Raw genomic sequence first — 20,844 nt, 5'->3', positions numbered from 1 at the left:
AGCGGCGCCAATTTCACCCCTCTCCACAGCCCTCTCCCCTCAGGGCTAATGTGTGCACACAAATTTATGAAAACGCAATAAAAACAGTTAGTTATCCTTCAATGCCACTTTTGGTAAGCTGCTGTTCTTACGAGCAAATTTCACTTTTTGTGCATGCTTTAGCCCCTCAGGGAGAGGGAGCCAAGGCTCGCCGCCGCAGGTGCTCGCCCAATTCGGCAAAGCGGGCCTTGAGCAGGGCGTATAGCTGCTGGATCGCCGGCGAGAACTGCTTGCGGTGCGGGCAGACCAGATGCAGTGGTGCCGGCTCGCCCGGGCAATCCACGAGCAGTATCTCCAGACGCCCAGCAGCCACCTCTTCGCCAACATCCAGCCACGACTTGTAAGCGATGCCGTGCCCGGCAATGGCCCAGCGGCGCACCACATCGGCATCGTCGCTAAGCAGCATCCCATCCACCGAAATCACCCGCCGGCGCCCCTCCTCCTCGAATGCCCACTTGTCATGGGCCCGCCCGCTCAGCAGATAGACCAAGCAGGCGTGCCCAGCCAGCTCGTCCAGCGCTTGCGGTCGGCCGCAGCGTTCCAGGTATTCCGGCGCGGCCACCAGCACCCGGCGGTTGTCCGGCACCAGCGGCAGGGCGATGAAGCTGGCGTCCTCCATGGGCCCGTAGCGGATCGCCACGTCGATCGGATCGCGGAAGATGTCGGCGACCTGATCGGAGAGCAGCAGGCGCAGGGTCAGCCGCGGATGCGCGCGGCAGAACTCGGAGAGCCAGGGCAGCAGCAGGTTGCGCCCCAGGTCAGAGGGCGCGCTGACCTGCAGCAGGCCCTGCAGCTCGGCCCGTTCCCTGTGCAGGCGCTCATGGCCTTCGCGCAAGGTTTCCAGCACCCGCTCGGCATAGGGCAAGTACTGCTCGCCCTCGACGGTCAGCCGCAGGCTGCGCGTCGAACGGGCGAACAGGCGAATGTCCAGCTCCCGCTCCAGACGCTTGATCGCCGCGCTGACCTGCCCCGGCAGCAGATCGACCTCCCGCGCGGCGCTGGAAAAGCTGCCGAGGGCGGCGGAGCGGACGAACAGGGCCAGATCCTCCAGGCGGATCATTTTCACTCCTTAAATGAAAGTGTTGGCTGATTTTGCTGCTTTTCATTGAAAGCTGCACAGACGAACATCCCTCCAGCCCGCTCGCCGCACCCGATGGCGGGAGCGGAGGCAGCCGATCAATAACGGAAACCCTCAACAGGAGAACGAACCTTGACCATCGCGACCGCCGCCAAGACGCGCTACACCACCAAGGCCTACGACCCGGCCCGAAAGATTCCCGAGAACACCATGGAAGAGTTGCGCACCCTGCTGCGCTACAGTCCGTCCTCGGTGAACTCGCAGCCTTGGCATCACGTCGTCGCCGCGAGCGAGGAAAGCAAGGCCCGCATCGCCAAGGCGACCCAGGGCGGCTATGCCTACAATGAAGCGAAGATCCTCAACGCCTCCCACGTCGTGGTGCTCTGCGCCCGCACCGACATGGACCCGGCCCACCTGAAAGCCGTGCTGAACCAGGAGGACCTCGACGGCCGCTTCGCCAATCCGGAGGGCAAGGCCGGCCAGGGCAACGTTCGCAGCTCCTACGTCAACTTGCACCGCTACGACCAGAAGGATCTGCAGCACTGGATGGAGAAGCAGGTCTACCTGGCTCTGGGCACCCTGCTGCTCGGCGCCGCCGCCCTTGGCGTGGACGCCACGCCCATCGAGGGCTTCGACTTCCGCAAGCTCGACGAAGAGCTGAGCCTGCGCGAGCGCGGCTTCACCAGCGTGGTGCTGGTCAGCCTGGGCTATCGCAGCGATGACGACTTCAACGCCAAACTGCCGAAGTCGCGCCTGCCCGCCGAGGACATCTTCACCTTCCTGTAACCGGCTCCGCCGGGCATCGCCGCGCCATCGCCGGGAGCGCGGCGACTGCTGATCCGCCCGCCGCCATCCCACATTCTGGAACTCTCAGACCGCTCGGTGCAGCGCTGCCTTGCGGTGCCCCTGCTGCAGCGCGCAACGCTGGAGTTGCTGTGGGTGACACCCGCATTAATCCTGTTCGTCGACCTGCTGGCCACTGCCTTCTGCTTCTGCACGAAGAATCCGGCGAGCATCTGGCTGTTCCACACCGGCATGGCTTGCCTCGATTATGCTCGAAGTGCCACTAGGAGCCTGTCGGACTTTCCGTGCGAGCAACAAGAATGATCAGATTTTGATCAAAAAATCGCTTCCTGCGTAAATTTCACAAGATTCACTTGCGTTGAAAGGCTCAGAATTCACGCAGTGCCACGCGGATTTCCTAAGTCCGACAGGCTCCTAGTCGGGCCGCAATATCAATACGCCACCCCAACGAAGCCTGGGCACGGGCCTGACTCCTTAAGTCATGGCGATCCTCGGTGCAACCTGCTCACGATTCTCCAACCATCCGCTACCTGAATGGGAGGAACAACGACCTTCGCAGGCGAAAAGCAGTCCCAAAGCGCCTTCAAGGCACTTGACGTTGAAATGTCGAATGGATCACATTGCGAACAATTCGCATTGGCGACAAGGAACTATTCATGAAAGCCCGGAATGCACTCATTTCGCTGCTCGCTACCTGCATGGCCGTCGGCAACTTCGCCTTCGCCGCCAGCGCGGCGCAGAAGACGCTGACCGAGACCGTCAAGCACCAGGGCTGGTCCAGGGCCTGTCCCCAGATCCAGCCGAAGATCGACGCGCTCGAAGAGCCCAAGGACGTCTCCGGCAAGGACTGGCGAGACTATGTGGCGCTCAAGGCCGGGTGCCTGGCGGAGGCACGCCGCGACGCCGTAACCATCGAATTCCTCAAGGGCAGGCTGGCCATGGGCAATCGCGACCCTCGATTGCTGGACTTCCTGGGCAGCAGCCAATTCCGGAGCGGCCTGGACGAAGAGGCCATCGCCTCCTTCGAGGAAGCCCTGCAGGGCAAGCTGCCCGAGCACGCCAAGCCCGCGATCTACAGCAAGCTGACGACTGCCTACCTGAAACGGGCATCCGCCGATGGCCAGGCGGCCGCCCCGGATGCCCTGGCCAAGGCCGAGCGCTATGCCAGGCTGGCTCTGGAAAGCGAAAAGGAGCCGGCGCCTGCGGTTTACAGCCAGCTCGCCCAGGTGAAGACTGCCCAGCAGAAGCATGACGAGGCGATCGGTCTGTTGAAGATGGCACTGGAGAAGAACGCTACCTATGGCGGCTGGCCCTCTCCCGACCTGAGGAAGATCATGGACGCGCAGTTCCTCATGAGCCTGGGTCAGGCGCATTACCTGAAAGGGGAAAAGGAGCGAGGCAGGAGCCTGATGGACGCCGCGGTGAACACGGCCCCCACGGAATCCCAGAAGAGCGTGCTGGACGCCATCCGTGACACCATGCTCGACCCACGCCCTATCGACCAGATGCCGAAGGCATTTTTGGGTGATTCGATTAGTCAATTTCGGCGCCCGAGGCTCCGATACTACGAAGCCACTCCTCACCATAGCCCTACTATGACTCGTTGGGGCGCCTTGTCTCGGAACTCCGGTCATCCGAACTTGAGTTATTAACCCAGCCCAAAAATAAATTTGTCAGGAAGCCCGGTTTTCACGGCTTCCACGAATATATTGGTCGGTCTATTAATGAGCCTGGTTAATAAGCAATCAACCGCACAGGCCACTAGATCTCCACCTGCGTCCCCGGCTCGATCACCCGGTTCGCCGGCAAAAGCCGGCAGCGACAACGCGGTTTCCCCAAGCGTTCGAAGAGGGCTCCTTGCCGCGCTTCCGCGAGCGATCGGCCGGCGGCCGAAGTGGCCCATGTCGGCGTCCTGCCCCTGGGGGCTTCAGAGGATCTGTGTTGGCGCCTGGATAGCCGAGCCCAGCTCCTGGCGCGCCTGACGCACCACGGCGACCCCCGAGTTGAGCGCCAGCCCGCCCATCAGCAGCGCCACCAGGGTATCCGGCCAGCCCGCACCGGTACCGAACACCCCGGCTGCAGCTAGCATCACCGCCAGGTTGCCGATGGCGTCGTTGCGACTGCACAGCCAGACCGAGCGCATGTTGGCGTCGCCGTCGCGGAAGGCGTAGAGCATCAGCGCCACGCCGGCATTGGCGAACAGCGCCAGGGTGGCGACCGCGCCCATGGTCAGTGGCTCGGGGGGAATGCCGGCGAAGGCGTCCCAACCGGCCTTGCCGAACACGAAGACTCCGAATGCCGCCATGCTGAGCCCCTTGACCAGCGCCGCCCGCGCCCGCCAGGCCAGCCCCATGGCCAGTACGGCGAGGGAGATGCCGTAGTTGGCCGCATCGCCGGCGAAGTCCACGGCATCCGCCAGCAGCGACACCGACCCCGACTTGACCCCGGCGCCGACCTCGATGAAGAACATCGCCACATTGATGAACAGGGCCACCCACAGCGCCTTGCGAAAGCGCGGACCGACCGGGGGCGATGATGAGCAGGAACTGCAGCAGGGCATGACGGTTCTCCTTCGAGTGAATTTGCCGGCATTGCACACCCTGTAGCTACTCCAAGGTCAAGGGCGCTACCATCGAACGAATGGGGCCTGTCTGCAGAGGAAAGATCATGCGCATCGGCGAATTGGCCAAGGCCACCGGCATCGACGTCGAAACCATCCGCTATTACGAAAAGGCCGGCCTGCTTCCCGCCCCGGCTCGCGCCGGCAACGGCTATCGCATCTATGGTGCGGAGCACCTGGAGCGGCTGGCGTTCATCCGCCACTGCCGGGCGCTCGACATCCCCCTGGCGGAGGTGCGGCGCCTACTGGAGTTCCTGCTACATCCGAAAACGGACTGCGCCGACGTCGACCGGCTGATCGAGACGCAACTGGCGCGGGTGCGGGCGCGCCTGGAGAGCCTGCAGACGCTTGAGCGCCAGCTTTCCGCGCTGCGCAGGCGCTGCGCCGCCGGGCGGCTCGCCGGCGAGTGCGGCATCCTCCGCGAACTGCTCGCCGCCGCCCAGGAGGAGGCTCGCCCGGACAGGCCCTGATCCCAAAGGAAAGGAACGGAGCGTTATTCATCAGTCATAAAAAGGCGACAGGATCGCCTGTACACTTTCTCGATGAACAACCCTGTGCAAGAGGAAAACATGACGACCATTCATCTGGTTGGCGGCGAAAAGGGTGGCGTGGGCAAATCGGTGATTGCCCGCCTGCTGGCCCAGTACATGATCGATCGCGACCTGCCGTTCATCGGCTTCGACACCGACAGATCCCATGGCGCACTGCTGCGCTACTACGGCGACTACGCCTCGCCCACCGTCATCGACAGCTACCAGAGCCTGGACGCCATCGTCGAGACCGCCACCGAGCAGCCGGAGCAGCGCATCCTGGTCGACCTCGCCGCGCAGACCCATCGGCCGCTCAGCCAATGGATGGAGGAGTCGGGCGTGCTGGAGCTGGCCGAGGAGCTGGGCATCGCCATCAGCTACTGGAACGTCATGGACTCGGGCAAGGACTCGGTGGATCTGCTGGAAAGGCTGCTCGAACAGTTCGGCTCCCGTCTCGACTATGTGCTGGTCCGCAACCAGCTGCGCGACAACGATTTCACGGCCTTGGAGAACTCCGAGGTACAGCAGCGCGCTCAGGACCTGAATGCCGCCGTCATCAGCCTGAAGCGGCTGCACCCACCAGTGATGAGCAAAATCGACCGCAACGGCTACAGCTTCTGGGCAGCCAAAAACCGCGACGATGCCAACCCCGATGCCCTGAGCCTGCTGGAAAGGCAGCGGGTGAAGATCTGGCTGGAGCATGCCTACAGGGAAATCGAGACGGCGGAGGTCTGAAGCAAAGTGCACCATCGATGGGCCAGGCCCTCAGGCCTGACCCATCTTGCGGGCTTCACAGTAGCCTTCAGCCGAGATAGGTCGCCTTCCAGCGGTGCAGCAGGTCGTGCAGCTGCTCATGGCGCCCCTGGCCGATGACCTGCAGCTCGAACTCGGCGAAGGCGCGCTGCAGCGTGTCCAGCTCGTCCGTACTGAGAACCTGCTCGGCTTGGGGGAAGAGCACATCGTTCTCCTTGTCGATGTGCCGTTCGAGGAACTCCGCATAGGTCCCGGCCGCGGCGGCGAACGCCTCGGCGTCGAGGACCGGCGTGCTGGCCTGGCGCAGGGCGCCGACCAGGGCGCGGCCCTGCTCGTGCTCGGCACTCAGCTCGCCGACCAGTTCGCCGCGCTGCACCAGGCCGGCCCGCTGCAAGGCCGGAAACAGCAGCCCCTCCTCCTTGCCGTGGTGGCATTTGTCGACGAACTCCTGCAGGAAACCGAGCAGTGCGGCAATGTCGCCGGTATCCGCAGTGCCCTGTCGGGCCCGGTCGGCCATGCGCCGGAGGATCTTCAGAGTGGAGAGAATCGCATCGTGTTCGTGGCGCAGAGCGTCGATGGCCTGGCTCATGGGCGGCTCCTGTGACGGCTGGGCAGTCTGGAAAAACCGATAGCCCCTAAGCCTAGTTCAGGCCTCTCCCCGGTGCCGGGCCGCTCATCCGCAAGCGACCCGCACGCCGACCCCGAGGCCGCCGCTGCTCCCGCTCACGCCGGCCGCATGATCAGCACCCCCAGCGGCGGCAGCTTGAGGTTGAGGCTGAATGGCTGACCGTGGCTGGCCAGCTCGTCGGCGATTACTTCGCCGGCGTTGCCGACGTTGGAGCCGCCATAGCATTCGGCGTCGCTGTTGAGGGCTTCCTGCCAGTTGCCGCCGTAGGGCACGCCGATCCGGTAACCATGGCGCACCACCGGGGTAAAGTTGGCGATCACTAGCAGCGGCTCGCCGCCGGTGCTCCAGCGCAGCCAGGAGAACACGCTGTTGTGGCGGTCGTCGCCGATCAGCCACTGGAAACCTTCCGCCACACAGTCCTGCTCGTGGAGCGCCGGTTCCTGGCGGTACAGCCGGTTGAGGTCCTTGACCAGTTGCTGCACGCCCTGGTGGTCGTCATAGTTGAGCAGGTACCAGTCCAGCTCGTGGTCGTGGCTCCATTCGCGCCACTGGCCGAACTCGCAGCCCATGAACAGCAGCTTCTTGCCCGGCATGCTCCACATGAACGACAGGTAGGCGCGCAGGTTGGCGAATTTCTGCCAGCGGTCGCCGGGCAACTTGTCGATCAGCGAGCGCTTGCCATGCACCACCTCATCGTGGGAGATGGGCAGGATAAAGCGCTCGGAAAAGGCATAGATCAGGCCGAAGGTCATGCGGTCGTGATGGTAGGTGCGGTGGACCGGATCCTCGGCCATGTATTTCAGGGTGTCGTGCATCCAACCCATGTTCCACTTGTAGTCGAAGCCCAGGCCGCCCTCGGATGTCGGCTTGCTGACCCCCGGCCAGGCGGTGGACTCTTCGGCGATGACCAGCGCGCCGGGCGCCTCGGTCTTGACCACGTCGTTGAGGTGACGGAGGAAGTCGATGGCCTCGAGGTTCTCGCGTCCGCCGTAGCGGTTGGGAATCCACTCGCCCTCATTGCGCGAATAGTCGCGGTAGAGCATGGACGCCACCGCGTCCACGCGCAACCCGTCGACGTGGAACTCGCGCAACCAGTGCAGCCCCGAGGCGATCATGAAGCCGTGCACCTCGGTCCGCCCGAGGTTGTAGATGAGAGTGTCCCAGTCCTGGTGGAAACCCTCGAAGGGGTGGTCGTACTCGTAGAGCGCGGTGCCATCGAAGCGGCCGAGGCCGTGGGTGTCGGTGGGAAAGTGCGCCGGCACCCAGTCGAGGATTACCCCGATGCCGGCCTGGTGGCAGGCGTCGACGAAGGTGACGAAATCCTCCCGCGCGCCATAGCGGGCGCTGGGGGCGAACTGTGACAGCGGCTGGTAGCCCCAGGAGCCGCCGAACGGGTGCTCCATGATCGGCAGCAGCTCCACATGGGTGTAGCTCATTTCCAGCACATAGGGGATCAGCCGCTCGATCAGCTGCCTCCAGCTGGGCAGCGCGCCATCCTCCCGGCGCCAGGAGCCGGCATGCAGCTCATAGATCGCCAGCGGCGCGTTCGGTGCCTGGCGGGCGGCGCGCTGACGCATCCACTCCTGGTCCTGCCAGGCGTGCTCCAGCGGTGCGGCAACCACCGAGGCGGTGTTTGGCGGGACTTCGGTTGCCAGCGCCACGGGATCGGCCTTCAGCGGCAGGATGCCGTGGGGGCCGAGCACTTCATACTTGTAGACCTCGCCCGGCTTGAGGCGCGGAATGAAGATTTCCCATACCCCGGCCGGGTAGCGCAGGCGCATCGGATGACGGCGGCCGTCCCAGCCGTTGAAGGGGCCGACCACCGAGACCCGCCGCGCATTCGGCGCCCATACCGCGAAGCGTACGCCCTCCACCCCGCCCACGGTCATGCACTGGGCGCCGAAGCAGTGGCCAAGGTCGCGGTGGTTACCTTCGGCGAACAGGTAGAGATCCACTTCCCCCAGCAGCGGGCCGAAACTGTAGGGGTCCTCGGTCAGCTGATCGCCCTGCGCCCAGCGGATGTGCATCAGATAGGGCTGCGGATGGTCCAGGCGACAGAAGAACAGGCCGGGAACCTGCCCCTGGTCCATGCTGACGAGCGGCGCGCCGCTCTGCCGGTCGAGCAGGGAGACGCCCAGGGCATTGGGTAGATAGGCTCGCACGATCAGTCCATCACCGTCGGTATGGGGGCCCAGAATGGCGAAGGGATCGACATGCTCGCCACGGATCAGGGCATCGACATCGTCATCGCTCGGTAGCAGGGATTCCCCCGATTGGGTCAGAGTCCAGCGTTGGATCATTGCACGTCTCCATCCAGTAGCTGTTGTGCCAGTTTCACCAAACCCTGCAGCGGCACGGCCAGCCAGGCGGGCCGGTGTTCGGCTTCGTAGGCGATTTCGTAAGCGGTCTTCTCCAGGCTGAACAGCGCCAGGGCAGCCTCCTCGCCGTCCGCTCCGGACCAGGCATGACCGATGTCGGCCGCAGCCCGGCGATAGGCGGCAAGGAACGCCTGGCGGGCGTTGTATTGGTACAGCGAAGCGATGCGCTGGCGGGCCTGGTCGGCCGCTTCCGAGCTGTCGACGCTCTGCGCGTTGCGTATGGCCATTTCGGCAGCGTAGCTGATCGAGCGCAGCACGCCGGTGACATCCTTGTACGGGCTGTGCTTGGCACGGCGCTCGACGAGCGGCCGGGACGGCTCGCCCTCGAAATCGATCAGGTAGGCATCGCCCTGCACCACCAGTACCTGGCCGAGGTGCAGGTCGCCGTGCACGCGGATGCGCAGGCTACCGACGCAGGCCTCGGCCAGCTCGCCGACCTTGTCCAGCAGGGCGTCGCGCTGCAGCAGCAGCTGCTCGACGGTGGCGCGCGCTTCCTCGGCAAGAGTCGCCTGACGCTCGGCGAGGATTTCCAGCGCCCTCTCCAGCTGGGCGCTGATGCTCTCGGTCCAGCGCGCGACATCCTCGGGGCCGGTGGTTTCGCGGACGAAATCCGGGTTATCGGTGGGCGCGGCCAGGGCCATGTGCATCTCGCCGAGGCGTTGGCCGAGTTGGCCGGAGAAGCTTTCCAGTTCGTGCAGTGCGCTGTACTGGCTCTCCAGGAGAGACTCGCCGCCGGCCAGTTCGTCGCGGATGGCACGGTCGAGGGTGTTCCGCGTCCACTCCCAGGCATCGCCCTGGTTTTCCAGGTAGCGCTGCAGAATCATCAAGGCCGTGCACTCGCCCTGTACATTGACCCGGCACACTTCGCCGAGCACGCTGGCGATGTGGGTGAAGCCGCACTCGGTGAGAAACAGGCCCATTTCCAGCTCGGGATGTACGCCGGGGGACACCCGGCGGATCAGCTTGAGCACCAGGGCGTTGCCGATCACCACCGAGCTGTTGGACTGCTCCGCCGAGATGTAGCGCACCTCGGCGTCGGCCGGCAGCTCTATCGTGTCGAGCTGAGCGGCGGAAAGGAAGCGCAGCTCGCCCTGCTCGAAGGACAGTACGCGGCGCTCGCGCAGCCCCTGGATCGCCGCGCGGACGAAGCTCTCCAGGGTGAAGCCGTCGGTCAAAAGACCCACTTGCCGGCCGCGGCGCACGCGGGCCAGGGCCAGTTGCTGGGGCAAAGCGCTGCCGAACTCCTCCTCGGCGAGAAAGCCCAGTGGCAGCTGGTAGCGCTGCAGGTTGCCCTCGGCGCCCGCCTCGATCTCGCTGAGCAGCACGGGGCGCTGCGGATCGCCGAAGGGCACCGTGTAGACGATGCGCAGATTGCCCAGCGGCGCGCCCTTGCCAGCGAACCAGCGGCGCTTGGGCAAGTAAGCCGGCAGCGCCTCCTTTTCCAGGATGCGCCGGTTGAGCGGCACCAGCAGGTCGTCGAGGCGCCTGAGCACCAGGGTCTGGAATTCGGGCATGCCTTCGGCCGGTTTGATGTGCCAGCTGGGCATCTGCGCCTCGGAAGCCAGCAGGAACCAGCAGAAGCCGTAGGGCGGCAGGGTCAGCAGGTAGGGCAGCTGACCGATCGGCGGGAAGGCGCTGCCGCCGGTCATTTCCACCGGCACCATGCCGGCGTACTGGGGCAGCTCCAGCTCCACGGCCTGGGCCGAGCGCGAGACGTTGGCCACGCAGAGGACGGTCTCGCTGCTGCCCTCCACTCCGCTGCACTCGCGCAGGTAGGCGAAGATGCGCCGGTTGGCCGGCGCCAGCAACTTCAGCGAACCGCGGCCGAAGGCCTTCTGCTGCTTGCGCACGGTGAGTATGCGCCGAGTCCAGTTGAGCAACGAATAGCTGTCGCGCTGCTGCGCTTCGACATTGATGGTCTGGAAGCCGTACAGCGGGTCCATGATCGGCGGCAGCACCAGCCCCGCCGGGTCGGCGCGGGAGAAGCCGCCGTTGCGGTCGTTGCTCCACTGCATCGGCGTGCGCACCCCGTCGCGGTCGCCCAGGTAGATATTGTCGCCCATGCCGAGCTCGTCGCCATAATAGATCACCGGGGTGCCTGGCATCGACAGCAGCAGGCTGTTGAGCAGCTCGATGCGCCGCCGGTCGCGCTCCAGGAGCGGCGCCAGGCGCCGGCGGATCCCCAGGTTGATCCGCGCACGGCGGTCGGCAGCGTAGAAGTTCCACAGATAGTCGCGCTCGCGGTCGGTGACCATCTCCAAGGTCAATTCATCGTGGTTGCGCAGGAAGATCGCCCACTGGCAGTCGGCAGGGATATCTGGCGTCTGGCGCAGGATATCGGTCATCGGGAAGCGGTCTTCCTGGGCCAGGGCCATGTACATGCGCGGCATCAGTGGGAAATGGAAGGCCATGTGGCATTCATCGCCCCTGCCCTCCGGGGTACCGCCGAAATACAGCTGGGTGTCCTCCGGCCACTGGTTGGCCTCGGCCAGCAGCATGCGGTCCGGGTAGTGGGCATCGAGCTCGGCACGAACGCGCTTGAGCACTTGGTGGGTCTCGGGCAGGTTCTCGTTATTGGTGCCGTCGCGCTCGATCAGGTAGGGAATGGCATCCAGGCGCAGGCCATCGACGCCCAGGTCGAGCCAGTAGCGCATGATTCTGAGCACCGCCTTCATCACCTGCGGATTGTCGAAGTTCAGATCCGGCTGGTGCGAGTAGAAACGGTGCCAGAAGTACTGGCCGGCGACCGGGTCCCAAGTCCAGTTGGACTTCTCGGTGTCAAGAAAGATGATCCGCGTGTCCGGGTACTTGTCGTCGGTATCCGACCAGACGTAGAAGTTGCGCGCCGCCGAGCCCTTCTTGGCCTTGCGCGCCCGCTGGAACCAGGGGTGCTGGTCGGAGGTGTGGTTGATCACCAGTTCGGTGATCACCCGCAGCCCGCGCCGGTGCGCCTCGGCGATGAAGCGGCGGACGTCGGCCAGGCTGCCGTAGTCGGGATGCACGCCGCGGTATTCGGCGATGTCATAGCCGTCGTCGCGCCGAGGCGAAGGATAGAACGGCAGCAGCCAGACGGTGTTGACCCCCAGGTCAGCGATGTAGTCCAGCTTGGCGATCAGGCCGGGGAAGTCGCCGATGCCGTCATTGTTCGAGTCGAAAAACGACTTGACATGGACTTGGTAGATCACTGCGTCCTTGTACCAAAGCGGATCCTCGAGGAAGGCGGCAGGCTTGGGCGGTTGTTCCATTTTTTTCTCTGCTCCTACTACCAGCGATTTACTTCGGCGGGGTCAGCCGCCAGATGCCGAAGGGCAGGTGCCAAGGCTCGATGCGCATCCACTGGATCTTGCCATGCCATGTCCAGCGGTGGCCGCTCATCAGATCCTCGCCATGCATGGCGGCATGGTCTGGCAGGCCGAACTCCCACAGGGGTAGCTCGAAATGGGACTCCTGGGCGTTGAAGGGATCAAGACAGACGGCAACCAGGACGAAGTTGGAAAGATCCGCCGTGCGCTTGCCGAACAACAGAATGTTGTCGTTCCACACGTTGTAGAGCTTGAAGCCCAGGTGAGTCTGCAGCGCCGGGTTGTAGCGACGGATGCGGTTGAGCTGGGCGATCTCGGCGACGATGTTGCCGGGCGCCTGGTAGTCTCGCGGGCGGATCTCGTACTTCTCCGAATGAAGGTATTCCTCCTTGCCGGGAATCGGCGCCGACTCGCACAGCTCAAAGCCGGAGTACATGCCCCACAGCCCGGAGCCCATGGTGGCCAGCACGGCGCGGATGAGGAAACCGGCGCGCCCGGAGGTCTGCAGAAACACCGGGTTGATGTCCGGGGTGTTGACGAAGAAGTTCGGCCGTATGCAGTACTTCGCGGGGGCCTCGTTCAGCTCGGTGAAGTAGGCGCCGAGCTCCTCCTTGGTGTTGCGCCAAGTGAAGTAAGTGTAGCTCTGCGAGAAGCCGAGCTTGCCCAGACGCAGCAGCATCGGCGGGCGGGTGAAGGCCTCGGAGAGGAAGATCACTTCCGGGTGCTGGCTGCGCACATCGGCGATCAGCCATTCCCAGAAGGGCAGCGGCTTGGTGTGCGGGTTGTCGACGCGAAAGATCTTCACCCCCTCGGCGACCCAGCCGAGCACCACGTCGCGCAGGGCCAGCCAGAGGTCGGGGATGGCATCCTTGGCGTAGAAGTTGACGTTGACGATGTCCTGATACTTCTTCGGCGGGTTTTCCGCGTAGCGGATGCTGCCGTCCGGGCGCCAGGAGAACCAGCCGGGATGCTGCTTCAGCCAGGGGTGGTCCTGGGAGCACTGGATGGCGAAATCCAGAGCGATCTCCAGATCATGCTCGCCGGCGGTGGCGATCAGCTCGCGGAAATCCTCGCGGCTGCCCAACTGCGGATGGATGGCCTCGTGGCCGCCCTCCTCGCCGCCGATGGCGTAGGGGCTGCCAGGGTCGTCCGGCCCGGCTTCCAGACTGTTGTTGCGGCCCTTGCGAAAGCACCGGCCGATGGGGTGGATCGGCGGAAAGTAGAGCACGTCGAAGCCCATGTCGTGGATCGCCGGCAGGCGTGCGATGACGTCCTTGAAGGTCCCATGGCGGCGCGGATCGTCGGTCTGTGAACGGGGGAACAGCTCATACCAGCTGGCGAACAGAGCGCGTTCGCGCTCCACGTCCAGGGAGAAGGCATTGCTGTAGGTGCGATGGGGATGGAGGGCGACGGCGGTCATGGCGGCGGAAGCCTCGCCGCTCAGCAGCAGGTCGATGGCCTCAGTGTGGGAGGTCTGGTCCAGACGCCGGAGGAGATCCTCCAGCACCACACGAGCCTCGCCCTGGCTGTGCTCAGCCGCCCTCTGCAAGTGCAAGCGGCCCTCCTGCAATTCAAGGGAGACCGGCACGCCGGCGGCATGCTTCTTCTGCAGCTCATGCCGGTAGGTTTCGTAGATGTCCCACCAGGCCTCGACCACGAATAGATGCCGTACGATGCGCAGCGGAGTGAACTCGACCTGCCAGCGATCGTTGCCGACGAACTTCATGCGCAGGCGGCGCCAGCCCGTCTCGCCATCGGCGCGCCAGTAAAGAGCGGCACCGAGTTGGTCGTGGCCGTCGGTGAAGATGGTGCTGCTCACCGTGACCGGCTGGCCGGCGATCGCCTTGACGGCGAAGCGCCCGTTGTCGATTGACGGTTCGGTGTCTTCGATGGCGATCCGTGGCAGGCGCAACGCCTCGTCCAGCTCGGGACGATGGTTCTCGCAATGCACGCCGGGCTGGCGCAAGTCGTGGGACCTGGTATCGGACATCGGGCTCGTTCCTCTGCTGGACTGCCACCGGGCAACAGGCGACTGGCACGGTCGGCGTTGGCCGCCCATGCTGATTCCGATGGCAGGTGCGTGGAAAAAGTTCTGTGCCCGGTCGTTGGCGGAACTCTCCGGCCAGTCCCCCATCCATGAGTTATAGATAACGAATACCGCTCGTCACGGACTTTTACCCGGCACCTTTAGACCTGACGCAAGGAGTACGACATGAGCCAGCGATCCGATATTCCCCAGCCCGACCCAGTGGTCTGGAACCATCCGGGGGATTTCCCGCAGATGCCGGAATACGAACCGGCAGAGGAAGTCAAATACACCCCACCTAACGACGGGAAACTGTCCCATGGGGAGGAGGAGCAGGAGCCACAGTGACGGAGTGGGCGAGCTTTGCGATCGCTCCACATGCTCTCGTGGCGGGCTGGCAAGCCACCCGCCTCCGTCTTCGGGCTCTCACGCAGGCGCGTGGAAGCCACTTTGCACGAAACACACTGTCAAACTCTGACGGGCGGCGACACTGCGTCCTTTGCTATGATCCCCGGCATCACTTACGGAACCTCGACTCAAGGAGCTGTGCCATGCACGAACCCAACAGTTATGTCCTCCAATCCGCCCAGGTAGAACAGCTGGAAGTCAGCCGCGTCCTGCGCAATACCTACGGCCTGCTGGCGATGACCCTCGCCTTCAGTGGCGTAGTTGCCTACATGGCGCAACAAATGAAGGTGGCCTATCCGAACATCTTCGTCGTCCTGATCGGCTTCTATGGGCTGTTCTTCCTCACCGTCAAACTACGCGACTCGGCTTGGGGCCTGCTATCCACCTTCGCCCTGACCGGCTTCATGGGCTACACCCTCGGCCCGATCCTCGACCGCTACCTGGGCATGCCCAACGGCGGCGAGGTGGTGTCCTCGGCGTTCGCCATGACTGCTCTGGTGTTCATTGGCCTGTCCGCCTACGTGCTGACCACCCGCAAGGACATGAGCTTCCTCGGCGGCTTCATCACCGCTGGCTTCTTCGTCCTGCTCGGCGCCAGCCTGGCTGGCCTGTTCTTCGAGATCAGCGGCCTGCAACTGGCGATCAGCGCCGGCTTCGTGCTGTTCTCCTCGGCCTGCATCCTGTTCCAGACCAGCGCCATCATCCATGGCGGCGAGCGCAACTACATCATGGCGACAATCAGCCTGTACGTGTCGATCTACAATCTGTTCGTCAGCCTGCTGCAGATCTTCGGCATCATGAGCAGCGACGACTGATCGCCAACCGGCCTCACGAAAGCCCGCGCGATGCGGGCTTTCGCTTTTCTGGCGTATCATTTTCCTTCCTATTCCTGCGGCCGCTGCCCATGAAATTCGCCATTGCCCTGTTCTCCCCGCCTCATGCGCCCTCCTCGCGACGGGCACTGCGCTTCGCCGAGGCCGTACTCGCTGGCGGCCACGAGATCGTCCGGCTTTTCTTCTACCAGGACGGCGTACACAACGCCGCTGGCAGCATCGTCACGCCCCAGGACGAGCTCGACCTGGCGGCCCAGTGGCGCACCTTCGTCGAACGGCACGAGCTGGATGCGGTGGTGTGCATCGCCGCCGCCCTGCGCCGCGGCGTGCTGGATGCGCAGGAGGCGCAGCGCTATGGCCGCACGGCGGTCGCGGTGACGCCGCCCTGGGAGCTGTCCGGCCTAGGCCAGCTGCATGAGGCCGCCCAGCAGGCCGACCGTCTGGTCTGCTTCGGAGGTGCTTGAAATGGCCAAATCGATGCTGATCGTCAGCCGCCAGAGCCCCTGGAGCGGCCTGGGCGCCCGCGAGGCGCTGGACATCGCCCTGGCCGGCGGCGCCTTCGAGCTCCCCATCGGCCTGCTGTTCCTCGACGACGGCGTGTTCCAGCTGGTGCCCGGCCAGCAGCCCGCCGCCCTCGAGCAGAAGGACTTCGCCGCCAACCTGCAGGCCCTGCCGCTGTTCGGCGTGGAAGATCTCTACGTCTGCCGCCAGAGCCTGCGCCTGCGCGGCCTGGACGGCCAGCCCCTGGCCCTGCCGGCCACCCCGCTGGAGGGGCCGGAGCTGGCTGATCTCTTCGACCGTTACGATCTGGTGATCACCCTCTGATGACGACCCTGCACCTGCTTTCCCAATCGCCGTTTACCAATCCGCTGGACAGCACCCTGCGTCTGCTCGGGGTTCGCGATGGTCTGCTGCTCTGTGGCGACGCCTGCCATGCGTTGCAGCCCGGCAGTGCACCACGCGAAATGCTGGAGCATCTGCCCGCTTCCATCGCCCTCCATGCCCTCGCGGAAGACCTGGAGGCGCGCAAGCTCGCGGCGCCGGAGCGCGTGCAGGTAGTGGACTACCCCGGCTTCGTCGAGCTGTGCACCCGCTACGACAAGGTCAACGGCTGGCTATGAACCCGCTGAACGTCTCCGGCCGCCGCCTGGCCCTGGACGAGGACGGCTATCTGGCCGACCTGCAGGACTGGTCGGAAGAGGTCGCCGAGGCACTGGCCCGGCGCGAGGAGCTGGAGCTAAGCGCCGAGCACTGGGAGATCCTCCGCCTGCTGCGCGACTTCTACGCGGAGTTCCAGCTGTCGCCGGCGACCCGTCCACTGATCAAGTATGTCGCCCTGAAACTCGGTCAGGAAAAGGGCAACAGCCTACACCTGAACCGCCTGTTCAAGGGCACCCCTGCCAAACTGGCCGCCAAGCTGGCCGGCCTGCCGAAGCCGAGCAACTGCCTATGATTACCGTCACGCCCCCGGAACACCCGTTCGCCCAGTTCGTCCGCATCCTCGGCAAAGGCAAGCGCGGCGCGCGCAGCCTGACCCGCAAGGAGGCCCGCGAGGCCATGGGCATGCTGCTCGACGGCCAAGCCGAGGAAATCCAGCTCGGCGCCTTTCTGATGCTGTTGCGCCACAAGGAGGAAAGCGCCGAGGAGCTGGCCGGCTTCACCGAGGCCGTCCGCACCCGCCTGCAACCGCCGACGAGCCTCGCGGTGGATCTGGATTGGCCGAGCTACGCCGGCAAGAAGCGCCACCTGCCCTGGTATCTGCTAGCGGTGAAATGCCTAGCGCAGAACGGCGTGCGCATCCTCATGCACGGCGGCGGCGCGCATACCGCCGGGCGCCTCTACAGCGAGGAACTGCTCAGCCTTCTGGACATTCCCCTGTGCCAAGACTGGGCGGCGGTCGAGCAGGCGCTGCAGACGCGCAACCTGGCGTTCATCCCCCTCGGCGCCTGGATGCCGCGCCTGCAGCGGATGATCGAGCTGCGCAACACCCTCGGCCTGCGTTCGCCGATCCACTCCCTGGCGCGCATGCTCAACCCACTCGGTGCGCGCTGCAGCCTGCAGAGCATCTTCCATCCCGGCTACCAGGCCATCCACCGCGAAGGCAGCCGCCTGCTCGGCGATACCGCCGTGGTGATCAAGGGCGACGGCGGCGAAATCGAGATCAATCCGGATGCCGTCAGCCATCTGTACGGCACCGCCGGGGGCGAGAGCTGGGACGAGGAATGGCCGCCCATGGCCGCCCAGCGCCACGTCAAGCCCGAACGCCTCGATCCGGCGCAGCTGCAAGCCTTCTGGCACGGCGAGAACGAAGACGCCTACGGCCGCCTGGCCGTGCTGGGAACCATGGCTCTGGCCCTGCGCGCCCTCGGTACGCCCCGCGAGGAGGCCCTGGCCCAGGCGCAGCGCTACTGGGATGCCCGCGACCGCTCCGAGTGACAGATAAAGGCCGCCGGCCGAGCCCGAAAACGGGGGCTCAGTCGGCATTCTGCCGGTCCTCGAACCAGGCCAGCTTGGCGCGCAGCTGCACCACCTCACCGACGATCAACAGGGTTGGCGCCGTCACCTTCGCTTGCGCGACCCGCTCCGGCAGTTCGGCCAGGGTGGAGACGATCACCCGCTGCTGGGGGGTGGTGCCCTGCTGGATCAGTGCCGCCGGGGTCGTCGCCGCGCGGCCATGCTCGATCAGTTTGGCGCAGATCACCGGCAGACCGACCAGCCCCATGTAGAACACCAGGGTCTGTGCTGGCGCCACCAGATCGGCCCAGGGCAGATCGAAGCTTCCATCCTTGAGGTGGCCGGTGACGAAACGCACCGACTGGGCGTGGTCGCGGTGAGTCAGCGGGATGCCTGAGTAGGCAGCGCAGCCGCTCGCCGCGGTGATCCCCGGCACCACCTGAAAGGGAATGCCGTGGGCAGCCAGCTCCTCGATCTCCTCGCCGCCACGGCCGAAGATGAAAGGATCGCCACCCTTCAGGCGCAGCACCCGCTTGCCCTCGCCAGCCAGCTTTACCAGCAGCCGGTTGATCTGCTCCTGCGGCAGGCTATGCTCGGCGCGGCGCTTGCCGACATAGATGCGCTCGGCATCGCGCCGGCACAGCTCGATGATCGCCGGGGCCACCAGGCGGTCGTAGAGCACCACATCGGCCTGCTGCATCAGCCGCAGGGCGCGGAAGGTCAGCAGGTCCGGATCACCAGGCCCGGCGCCGACCAGATAGACCTCGCCGAGGGCCCTGGGCGTCGCACCGCCGAGCTTCGCATCGAGCAACCGCTCGGCCTCGCCCCCCTGCCCGGCCAGCAGCCGCTCGGCGATCGGCCCCTGGAACACCTCCTCCCAAAACACCCGGCGTTGCTGCACGTCGGGCAGCAGGCGCTTGACCTGCTCGCGGAACTTCTTCGCCAGCCCGGCCAGTTGGCCGTAGCTGGCCGGGATCCAGGTTTCGATCCGTGCCCGCATCAGCCGCGCCAGCACCGGCGCGTCGCCGCCGCTGGATACCGCGACGAGCAGCGGAGAACGGTCGACGATGGCCGGGAAGATCACGCTGCACAGGGCTGGCGCGTCCACCACGTTGACCGGCACGCCGCGCCCGTGGGCATCACGGGATACCCGGCCGTTCAGCGCCTGGTCGTCGGTGGCGGCGATGGCCAGCACGCAGCCGTCCAGGTCCTCTTCCGCGTAGCCCCGCACCAGGCAGTGTCCGCCACCCTGCAGCACCAGCTCGGCGAGCGCCGCCTCGATCTGCGGCGCCACGACCCGCAGCACGGCACCGGCGTCGGCGAGCAGACGCGCCTTGCGCAGGGCGATCTCGCCGCCGCCTACCAGCAGCACGCTGCGGCCCTTGAGGTTGTGAAACAGCGGAAGATAGTCCATGGATCGACTCTCGACGGATGAAACAAAACGGGATGGCCCTAGCCACCCCGCATTCAGTGCCGCTCGGCTCGGCCTAGAGCAATGAAATGAAATACCTGATCACCCCTGCAGCAGCCTTGGGCACGATGGCTTTCGGCTCCCTCGCCCCGCCGGGGAGAGGGCTGGGGAGAGGGAGGCAAGCATCTCGGCCAACTTCCCTCCCCCCCGCCCCTCTCCCAAGCATGGGAGAGGGGCGGAATCAGTGCATGCCGTTCGCCCCAAAAGGTGAGCGAGAGTATGTGAAAATGTACTAGCCGATGACCTCGATGCCGCCCATGTAGGGCTTGAGCACCTCGGGCACGCGGATCGAGCCGTCGGCCTGCTGGTAGTTTTCCAGAACCGCCACCAGGGTGCGGCCGACCGCCAGACCGGAACCATTGAGAGTATGCACCAGCTCCGGCTTGCCGGTTTCCGGGTTGCGCCAGCGCGCCTGCATGCGTCGCGCCTGGAAGTCGCCGCAGTTGGAGCAGGAGGAGATCTCCCGGTACTTGTCCTGGCTCGGTACCCAGACTTCCAGGTCGTAGGTCTTGGTCGCGCCGAAGCCCATGTCGCCGGTACACAGGGCCAGCACCCGGTACGGCAGTTCGAGCCGCTGCAGCACCCTCTCGGCGTTGCCGGTCAGCTCCTCCAGCGCCTCGTAGGAGCTGGCTGGATCGACGATCTGCACCATCTCCACCTTGTCGAACTGGTGCTGGCGGATCATGCCGCGAGTGTCGCGACCGGAGGCGCCCGCCTCGCTGCGAAAACACGGGGTGTGGGCAACAAACTTCAGCGGCAACTGTTTGGCGTCGAGGATCTCGCCGGAAACGATGTTGGTCAACGATACCTCGGCGGTGGGGATCAGGTAGAAGTCGGCCTCGCCCTCGCGGCTGATCTTGAACAGGTCCTCCTCGAACTTCGGCAGCTGGCCGGTGCCCTGCAGAGCCGGGGCCTGCACCAAGTAGGGGGTATAGGCCTCCTCGTAGCCGTGCTCGCCGGTGTGCAGGTCGAGCATGAACTGCGCCAGGGCCCGGTGCAGACGGGCGATGGGGCCGCGCATCAGGGCGAAGCGAGCGCCGGAGAGCTTGGCGGCGGTCTCGAAGTCCAGCCAGCCGTGACGCTCGCCGAGGGCGACATGGTCCTTGATCTCGAAGTCGAAGGCGCGCGGGGTGCCCCAGCGGCGCACTTCCACGTTCCCCTCCTCGTCGGCACCGACCGGCACCGATTCGTGAGGCAGGTTGGGGATGCTCAGCAGCAGACTGTCCAGTTCGGCCTGGATGGCTTCCAGCTCGCGCTTGCCGGCTTCCAGGTCGCTACCCATGCGGTCGACTTCGGCCAGCAGCGGGGCGATGTCCTCGCTGCGCGACTTGGCCTGGCCGATGGCCTTGGAGCGGGCGTTGCGCTCGGCCTGCAGCTGTTCGGTGCGGGTCTGTACGGCCTTGCGCTGGGCTTCGAGGCTCTCGAAACGTGCCACGTCTAGTTGGAAGCCACGGGTTGCCAGGCGGTCCGCAATCTCCTGCAGTTGGGTACGAACCAGTTTGGAGTCGAGCATGGGATGT

Annotated in this window: 20 protein-coding genes; 12 read left to right on the top strand and 8 right to left on the bottom strand. The window is 65.2% G+C overall.

Translation table 11 applies throughout. The features are described 5' to 3' along the window. Nucleotides 1-166: 166 nt before the first annotated feature. Complete coding sequence (locus tag ACYVD0_RS08815; RefSeq protein WP_460426475.1) at nucleotides 167-1,099, bottom strand: LysR family transcriptional regulator; 933 nt, start codon at nucleotides 1,097-1,099, stop codon at nucleotides 167-169. Nucleotides 1,100-1,249: 150 nt separating this feature from the next. Between ACYVD0_RS08815 and nfsB the strand changes: the two genes are divergently transcribed. The 3 genes from nfsB (at nucleotide 1,250) to ACYVD0_RS08800 (ending at nucleotide 3,573) form a co-directional block, all read left to right on the top strand. After that, the gene (gene nfsB / locus ACYVD0_RS08810) at nucleotides 1,250-1,903 is read left to right on the top strand and encodes an NAD(P)H-dependent oxidoreductase (RefSeq protein WP_460426474.1); all 654 of its coding nucleotides are present in this window, start codon (nucleotides 1,250-1,252) and stop codon (nucleotides 1,901-1,903) included. 96 nt (nucleotides 1,904-1,999) lie between these two features. Beyond that, nucleotides 2,000-2,224, top strand: a complete 225-nt coding sequence (locus ACYVD0_RS08805; RefSeq protein WP_460426473.1) for a hypothetical protein — start codon at nucleotides 2,000-2,002, stop codon at nucleotides 2,222-2,224. A gap of 353 nt (nucleotides 2,225-2,577) precedes the next feature. Next, nucleotides 2,578-3,573 (top strand): tetratricopeptide repeat protein, encoded by a 996-nt coding sequence (locus ACYVD0_RS08800; RefSeq protein ID WP_460426472.1) that lies wholly within the window; start codon nucleotides 2,578-2,580, stop codon nucleotides 3,571-3,573. Nucleotides 3,574-3,848: 275 nt separating this feature from the next. Here the strand turns inward: ACYVD0_RS08800 and ACYVD0_RS08795 are convergent, their stop codons facing one another. Then, nucleotides 3,849-4,481 carry a cation transporter gene (locus ACYVD0_RS08795; protein WP_460426471.1) on the bottom strand — a complete coding sequence of 211 codons (633 nt, stop codon included), beginning with the start codon at nucleotides 4,479-4,481 and terminating at the stop codon, nucleotides 3,849-3,851. 107 nt (nucleotides 4,482-4,588) lie between these two features. Between ACYVD0_RS08795 and cadR the strand changes: the two genes are divergently transcribed. Both cadR and ACYVD0_RS08785 read left to right on the top strand, forming a co-directional pair. Next, the gene (gene cadR / locus ACYVD0_RS08790) at nucleotides 4,589-5,011 is read left to right on the top strand and encodes a Cd(II)/Pb(II)-responsive transcriptional regulator (protein WP_460426470.1); all 423 of its coding nucleotides are present in this window, start codon (nucleotides 4,589-4,591) and stop codon (nucleotides 5,009-5,011) included. Between the two features lie 99 nt (nucleotides 5,012-5,110). Then, complete coding sequence (locus ACYVD0_RS08785) at nucleotides 5,111-5,806, top strand: P-loop NTPase family protein (protein ID WP_460426469.1); 696 nt, start codon at nucleotides 5,111-5,113, stop codon at nucleotides 5,804-5,806. A gap of 67 nt (nucleotides 5,807-5,873) precedes the next feature. Here ACYVD0_RS08785 and ACYVD0_RS08780 read toward each other — a convergent pair whose 3' ends face one another. The 4 genes from ACYVD0_RS08780 to ACYVD0_RS08765 form a co-directional block, all read right to left on the bottom strand. Then, complete coding sequence (locus ACYVD0_RS08780; RefSeq protein WP_460426468.1) at nucleotides 5,874-6,413, bottom strand: hemerythrin domain-containing protein; 540 nt, start codon at nucleotides 6,411-6,413, stop codon at nucleotides 5,874-5,876. A gap of 134 nt (nucleotides 6,414-6,547) precedes the next feature. Further along, on the bottom strand, nucleotides 6,548-8,752 hold the full coding sequence (gene glgB, locus ACYVD0_RS08775) for a 1,4-alpha-glucan-branching protein (protein ID WP_460426467.1): 2,205 nt from the start codon (nucleotides 8,750-8,752) through the stop codon (nucleotides 6,548-6,550). Beyond that, nucleotides 8,749-12,075 (bottom strand): maltose alpha-D-glucosyltransferase, encoded by a 3,327-nt coding sequence (gene treS, locus ACYVD0_RS08770; protein ID WP_460426466.1) that lies wholly within the window; start codon nucleotides 12,073-12,075, stop codon nucleotides 8,749-8,751. Before treS ends, glgB begins: the two co-directional genes overlap by 4 nt. A gap of 28 nt (nucleotides 12,076-12,103) precedes the next feature. Then, nucleotides 12,104-14,122: an alpha-1,4-glucan--maltose-1-phosphate maltosyltransferase gene (locus ACYVD0_RS08765; protein ID WP_460426465.1), complete on the bottom strand. Its 2,019-nt coding sequence runs from the start codon at nucleotides 14,120-14,122 to the stop codon at nucleotides 12,104-12,106. A gap of 222 nt (nucleotides 14,123-14,344) precedes the next feature. Here ACYVD0_RS08765 and ACYVD0_RS08760 point away from each other — a divergent pair, with 222 nt between their 5' ends. The 7 genes from ACYVD0_RS08760 to ACYVD0_RS08730 all read left to right on the top strand — a co-directional run bounded on the left by ACYVD0_RS08760 (nucleotide 14,345) and on the right by ACYVD0_RS08730 (nucleotide 17,835). Then, on the top strand, nucleotides 14,345-14,506 hold the full coding sequence (locus tag ACYVD0_RS08760) for a hypothetical protein (RefSeq protein WP_165493833.1): 162 nt from the start codon (nucleotides 14,345-14,347) through the stop codon (nucleotides 14,504-14,506). A 203-nt stretch (nucleotides 14,507-14,709) separates the two neighbouring features. Further along, nucleotides 14,710-15,381, top strand: a complete 672-nt coding sequence (locus ACYVD0_RS08755; RefSeq protein ID WP_460426464.1) for a Bax inhibitor-1/YccA family protein — start codon at nucleotides 14,710-14,712, stop codon at nucleotides 15,379-15,381. Between the two features lie 89 nt (nucleotides 15,382-15,470). Continuing rightward, complete coding sequence (gene tusD / locus ACYVD0_RS08750; protein ID WP_460426463.1) at nucleotides 15,471-15,863, top strand: sulfurtransferase complex subunit TusD; 393 nt, start codon at nucleotides 15,471-15,473, stop codon at nucleotides 15,861-15,863. A gap of 1 nt (nucleotide 15,864) precedes the next feature. Beyond that, nucleotides 15,865-16,224 carry a sulfur relay protein TusC/DsrF gene (tusC, locus tag ACYVD0_RS08745; protein WP_460426462.1) on the top strand — a complete coding sequence of 120 codons (360 nt, stop codon included), beginning with the start codon at nucleotides 15,865-15,867 and terminating at the stop codon, nucleotides 16,222-16,224. Beyond that, nucleotides 16,224-16,520, top strand: coding sequence for a DsrH/TusB family sulfur relay protein (tusB, locus tag ACYVD0_RS08740; protein WP_460426461.1), 297 nt, complete (start codon nucleotides 16,224-16,226; stop codon nucleotides 16,518-16,520). Before tusC ends, tusB begins: the two co-directional genes overlap by 1 nt. Then, nucleotides 16,517-16,852, top strand: a complete 336-nt coding sequence (locus ACYVD0_RS08735; protein ID WP_460426460.1) for a TusE/DsrC/DsvC family sulfur relay protein — start codon at nucleotides 16,517-16,519, stop codon at nucleotides 16,850-16,852. The genes tusB and ACYVD0_RS08735 overlap by 4 nt, the downstream gene beginning before the upstream one ends. After that, a complete protein-coding gene (locus ACYVD0_RS08730; RefSeq protein WP_460426459.1) occupies nucleotides 16,849-17,835 on the top strand; it encodes a glycosyl transferase family protein in 987 nt (328 codons plus the stop codon). Before ACYVD0_RS08735 ends, ACYVD0_RS08730 begins: the two co-directional genes overlap by 4 nt. Nucleotides 17,836-17,872: 37 nt before the next feature. On the opposite strand, the gene cysG is transcribed toward ACYVD0_RS08730, so the two are convergent. Then, nucleotides 17,873-19,267, bottom strand: a complete 1,395-nt coding sequence (cysG, locus tag ACYVD0_RS08725; RefSeq protein WP_460426458.1) for a siroheme synthase family protein — start codon at nucleotides 19,265-19,267, stop codon at nucleotides 17,873-17,875. A gap of 289 nt (nucleotides 19,268-19,556) precedes the next feature. Further along, nucleotides 19,557-20,837, bottom strand: coding sequence for a serine--tRNA ligase (gene serS / locus ACYVD0_RS08720; protein WP_460426457.1), 1,281 nt, complete (start codon nucleotides 20,835-20,837; stop codon nucleotides 19,557-19,559). Between the last annotated feature and the right edge of the window lie 7 nt (nucleotides 20,838-20,844).

Source organism: Azotobacter armeniacus, from assembly GCF_054779355.1.
The sequence above is the reverse complement of the archived record's forward strand: the minus strand, read 5'-3'. Positions and strand labels throughout refer to the sequence as shown.

Excerpts from the sequence above, each read along its gene's own strand:
- ACYVD0_RS08815 (WP_460426475.1), bottom strand. The coding sequence starts at position 1,099 with ATGATCCGCCTGGAGGATCTGGCCCTGTTCGTCCGCTCCGCCGCCCTC.
- ACYVD0_RS08800 (WP_460426472.1), top strand. The coding sequence starts at position 2,578 with ATGAAAGCCCGGAATGCACTCATTTCGCTGCTCGCTACCTGCATGGCC.
- ACYVD0_RS08795 (WP_460426471.1), bottom strand. The coding sequence starts at position 4,481 with ATGCCCTGCTGCAGTTCCTGCTCATCATCGCCCCCGGTCGGTCCGCGC.
- cadR (WP_460426470.1), top strand. The coding sequence starts at position 4,589 with ATGCGCATCGGCGAATTGGCCAAGGCCACCGGCATCGACGTCGAAACC.
- ACYVD0_RS08785 (WP_460426469.1), top strand. The coding sequence starts at position 5,111 with ATGACGACCATTCATCTGGTTGGCGGCGAAAAGGGTGGCGTGGGCAAA.
- ACYVD0_RS08780 (WP_460426468.1), bottom strand. The coding sequence starts at position 6,413 with ATGAGCCAGGCCATCGACGCTCTGCGCCACGAACACGATGCGATTCTC.
- glgB (WP_460426467.1), bottom strand. The coding sequence starts at position 8,752 with ATGATCCAACGCTGGACTCTGACCCAATCGGGGGAATCCCTGCTACCG.
- treS (WP_460426466.1), bottom strand. The coding sequence starts at position 12,075 with ATGGAACAACCGCCCAAGCCTGCCGCCTTCCTCGAGGATCCGCTTTGG.
- ACYVD0_RS08765 (WP_460426465.1), bottom strand. The coding sequence starts at position 14,122 with ATGTCCGATACCAGGTCCCACGACTTGCGCCAGCCCGGCGTGCATTGC.
- ACYVD0_RS08760 (WP_165493833.1), top strand. The coding sequence starts at position 14,345 with ATGAGCCAGCGATCCGATATTCCCCAGCCCGACCCAGTGGTCTGGAAC.
- ACYVD0_RS08755 (WP_460426464.1), top strand. The coding sequence starts at position 14,710 with ATGCACGAACCCAACAGTTATGTCCTCCAATCCGCCCAGGTAGAACAG.
- tusD (WP_460426463.1), top strand. The coding sequence starts at position 15,471 with ATGAAATTCGCCATTGCCCTGTTCTCCCCGCCTCATGCGCCCTCCTCG.
- tusC (WP_460426462.1), top strand. The coding sequence starts at position 15,865 with ATGGCCAAATCGATGCTGATCGTCAGCCGCCAGAGCCCCTGGAGCGGC.
- tusB (WP_460426461.1), top strand. The coding sequence starts at position 16,224 with ATGACGACCCTGCACCTGCTTTCCCAATCGCCGTTTACCAATCCGCTG.
- ACYVD0_RS08735 (WP_460426460.1), top strand. The coding sequence starts at position 16,517 with ATGAACCCGCTGAACGTCTCCGGCCGCCGCCTGGCCCTGGACGAGGAC.
- ACYVD0_RS08730 (WP_460426459.1), top strand. The coding sequence starts at position 16,849 with ATGATTACCGTCACGCCCCCGGAACACCCGTTCGCCCAGTTCGTCCGC.
- cysG (WP_460426458.1), bottom strand. The coding sequence starts at position 19,267 with ATGGACTATCTTCCGCTGTTTCACAACCTCAAGGGCCGCAGCGTGCTG.
- serS (WP_460426457.1), bottom strand. The coding sequence starts at position 20,837 with ATGCTCGACTCCAAACTGGTTCGTACCCAACTGCAGGAGATTGCGGAC.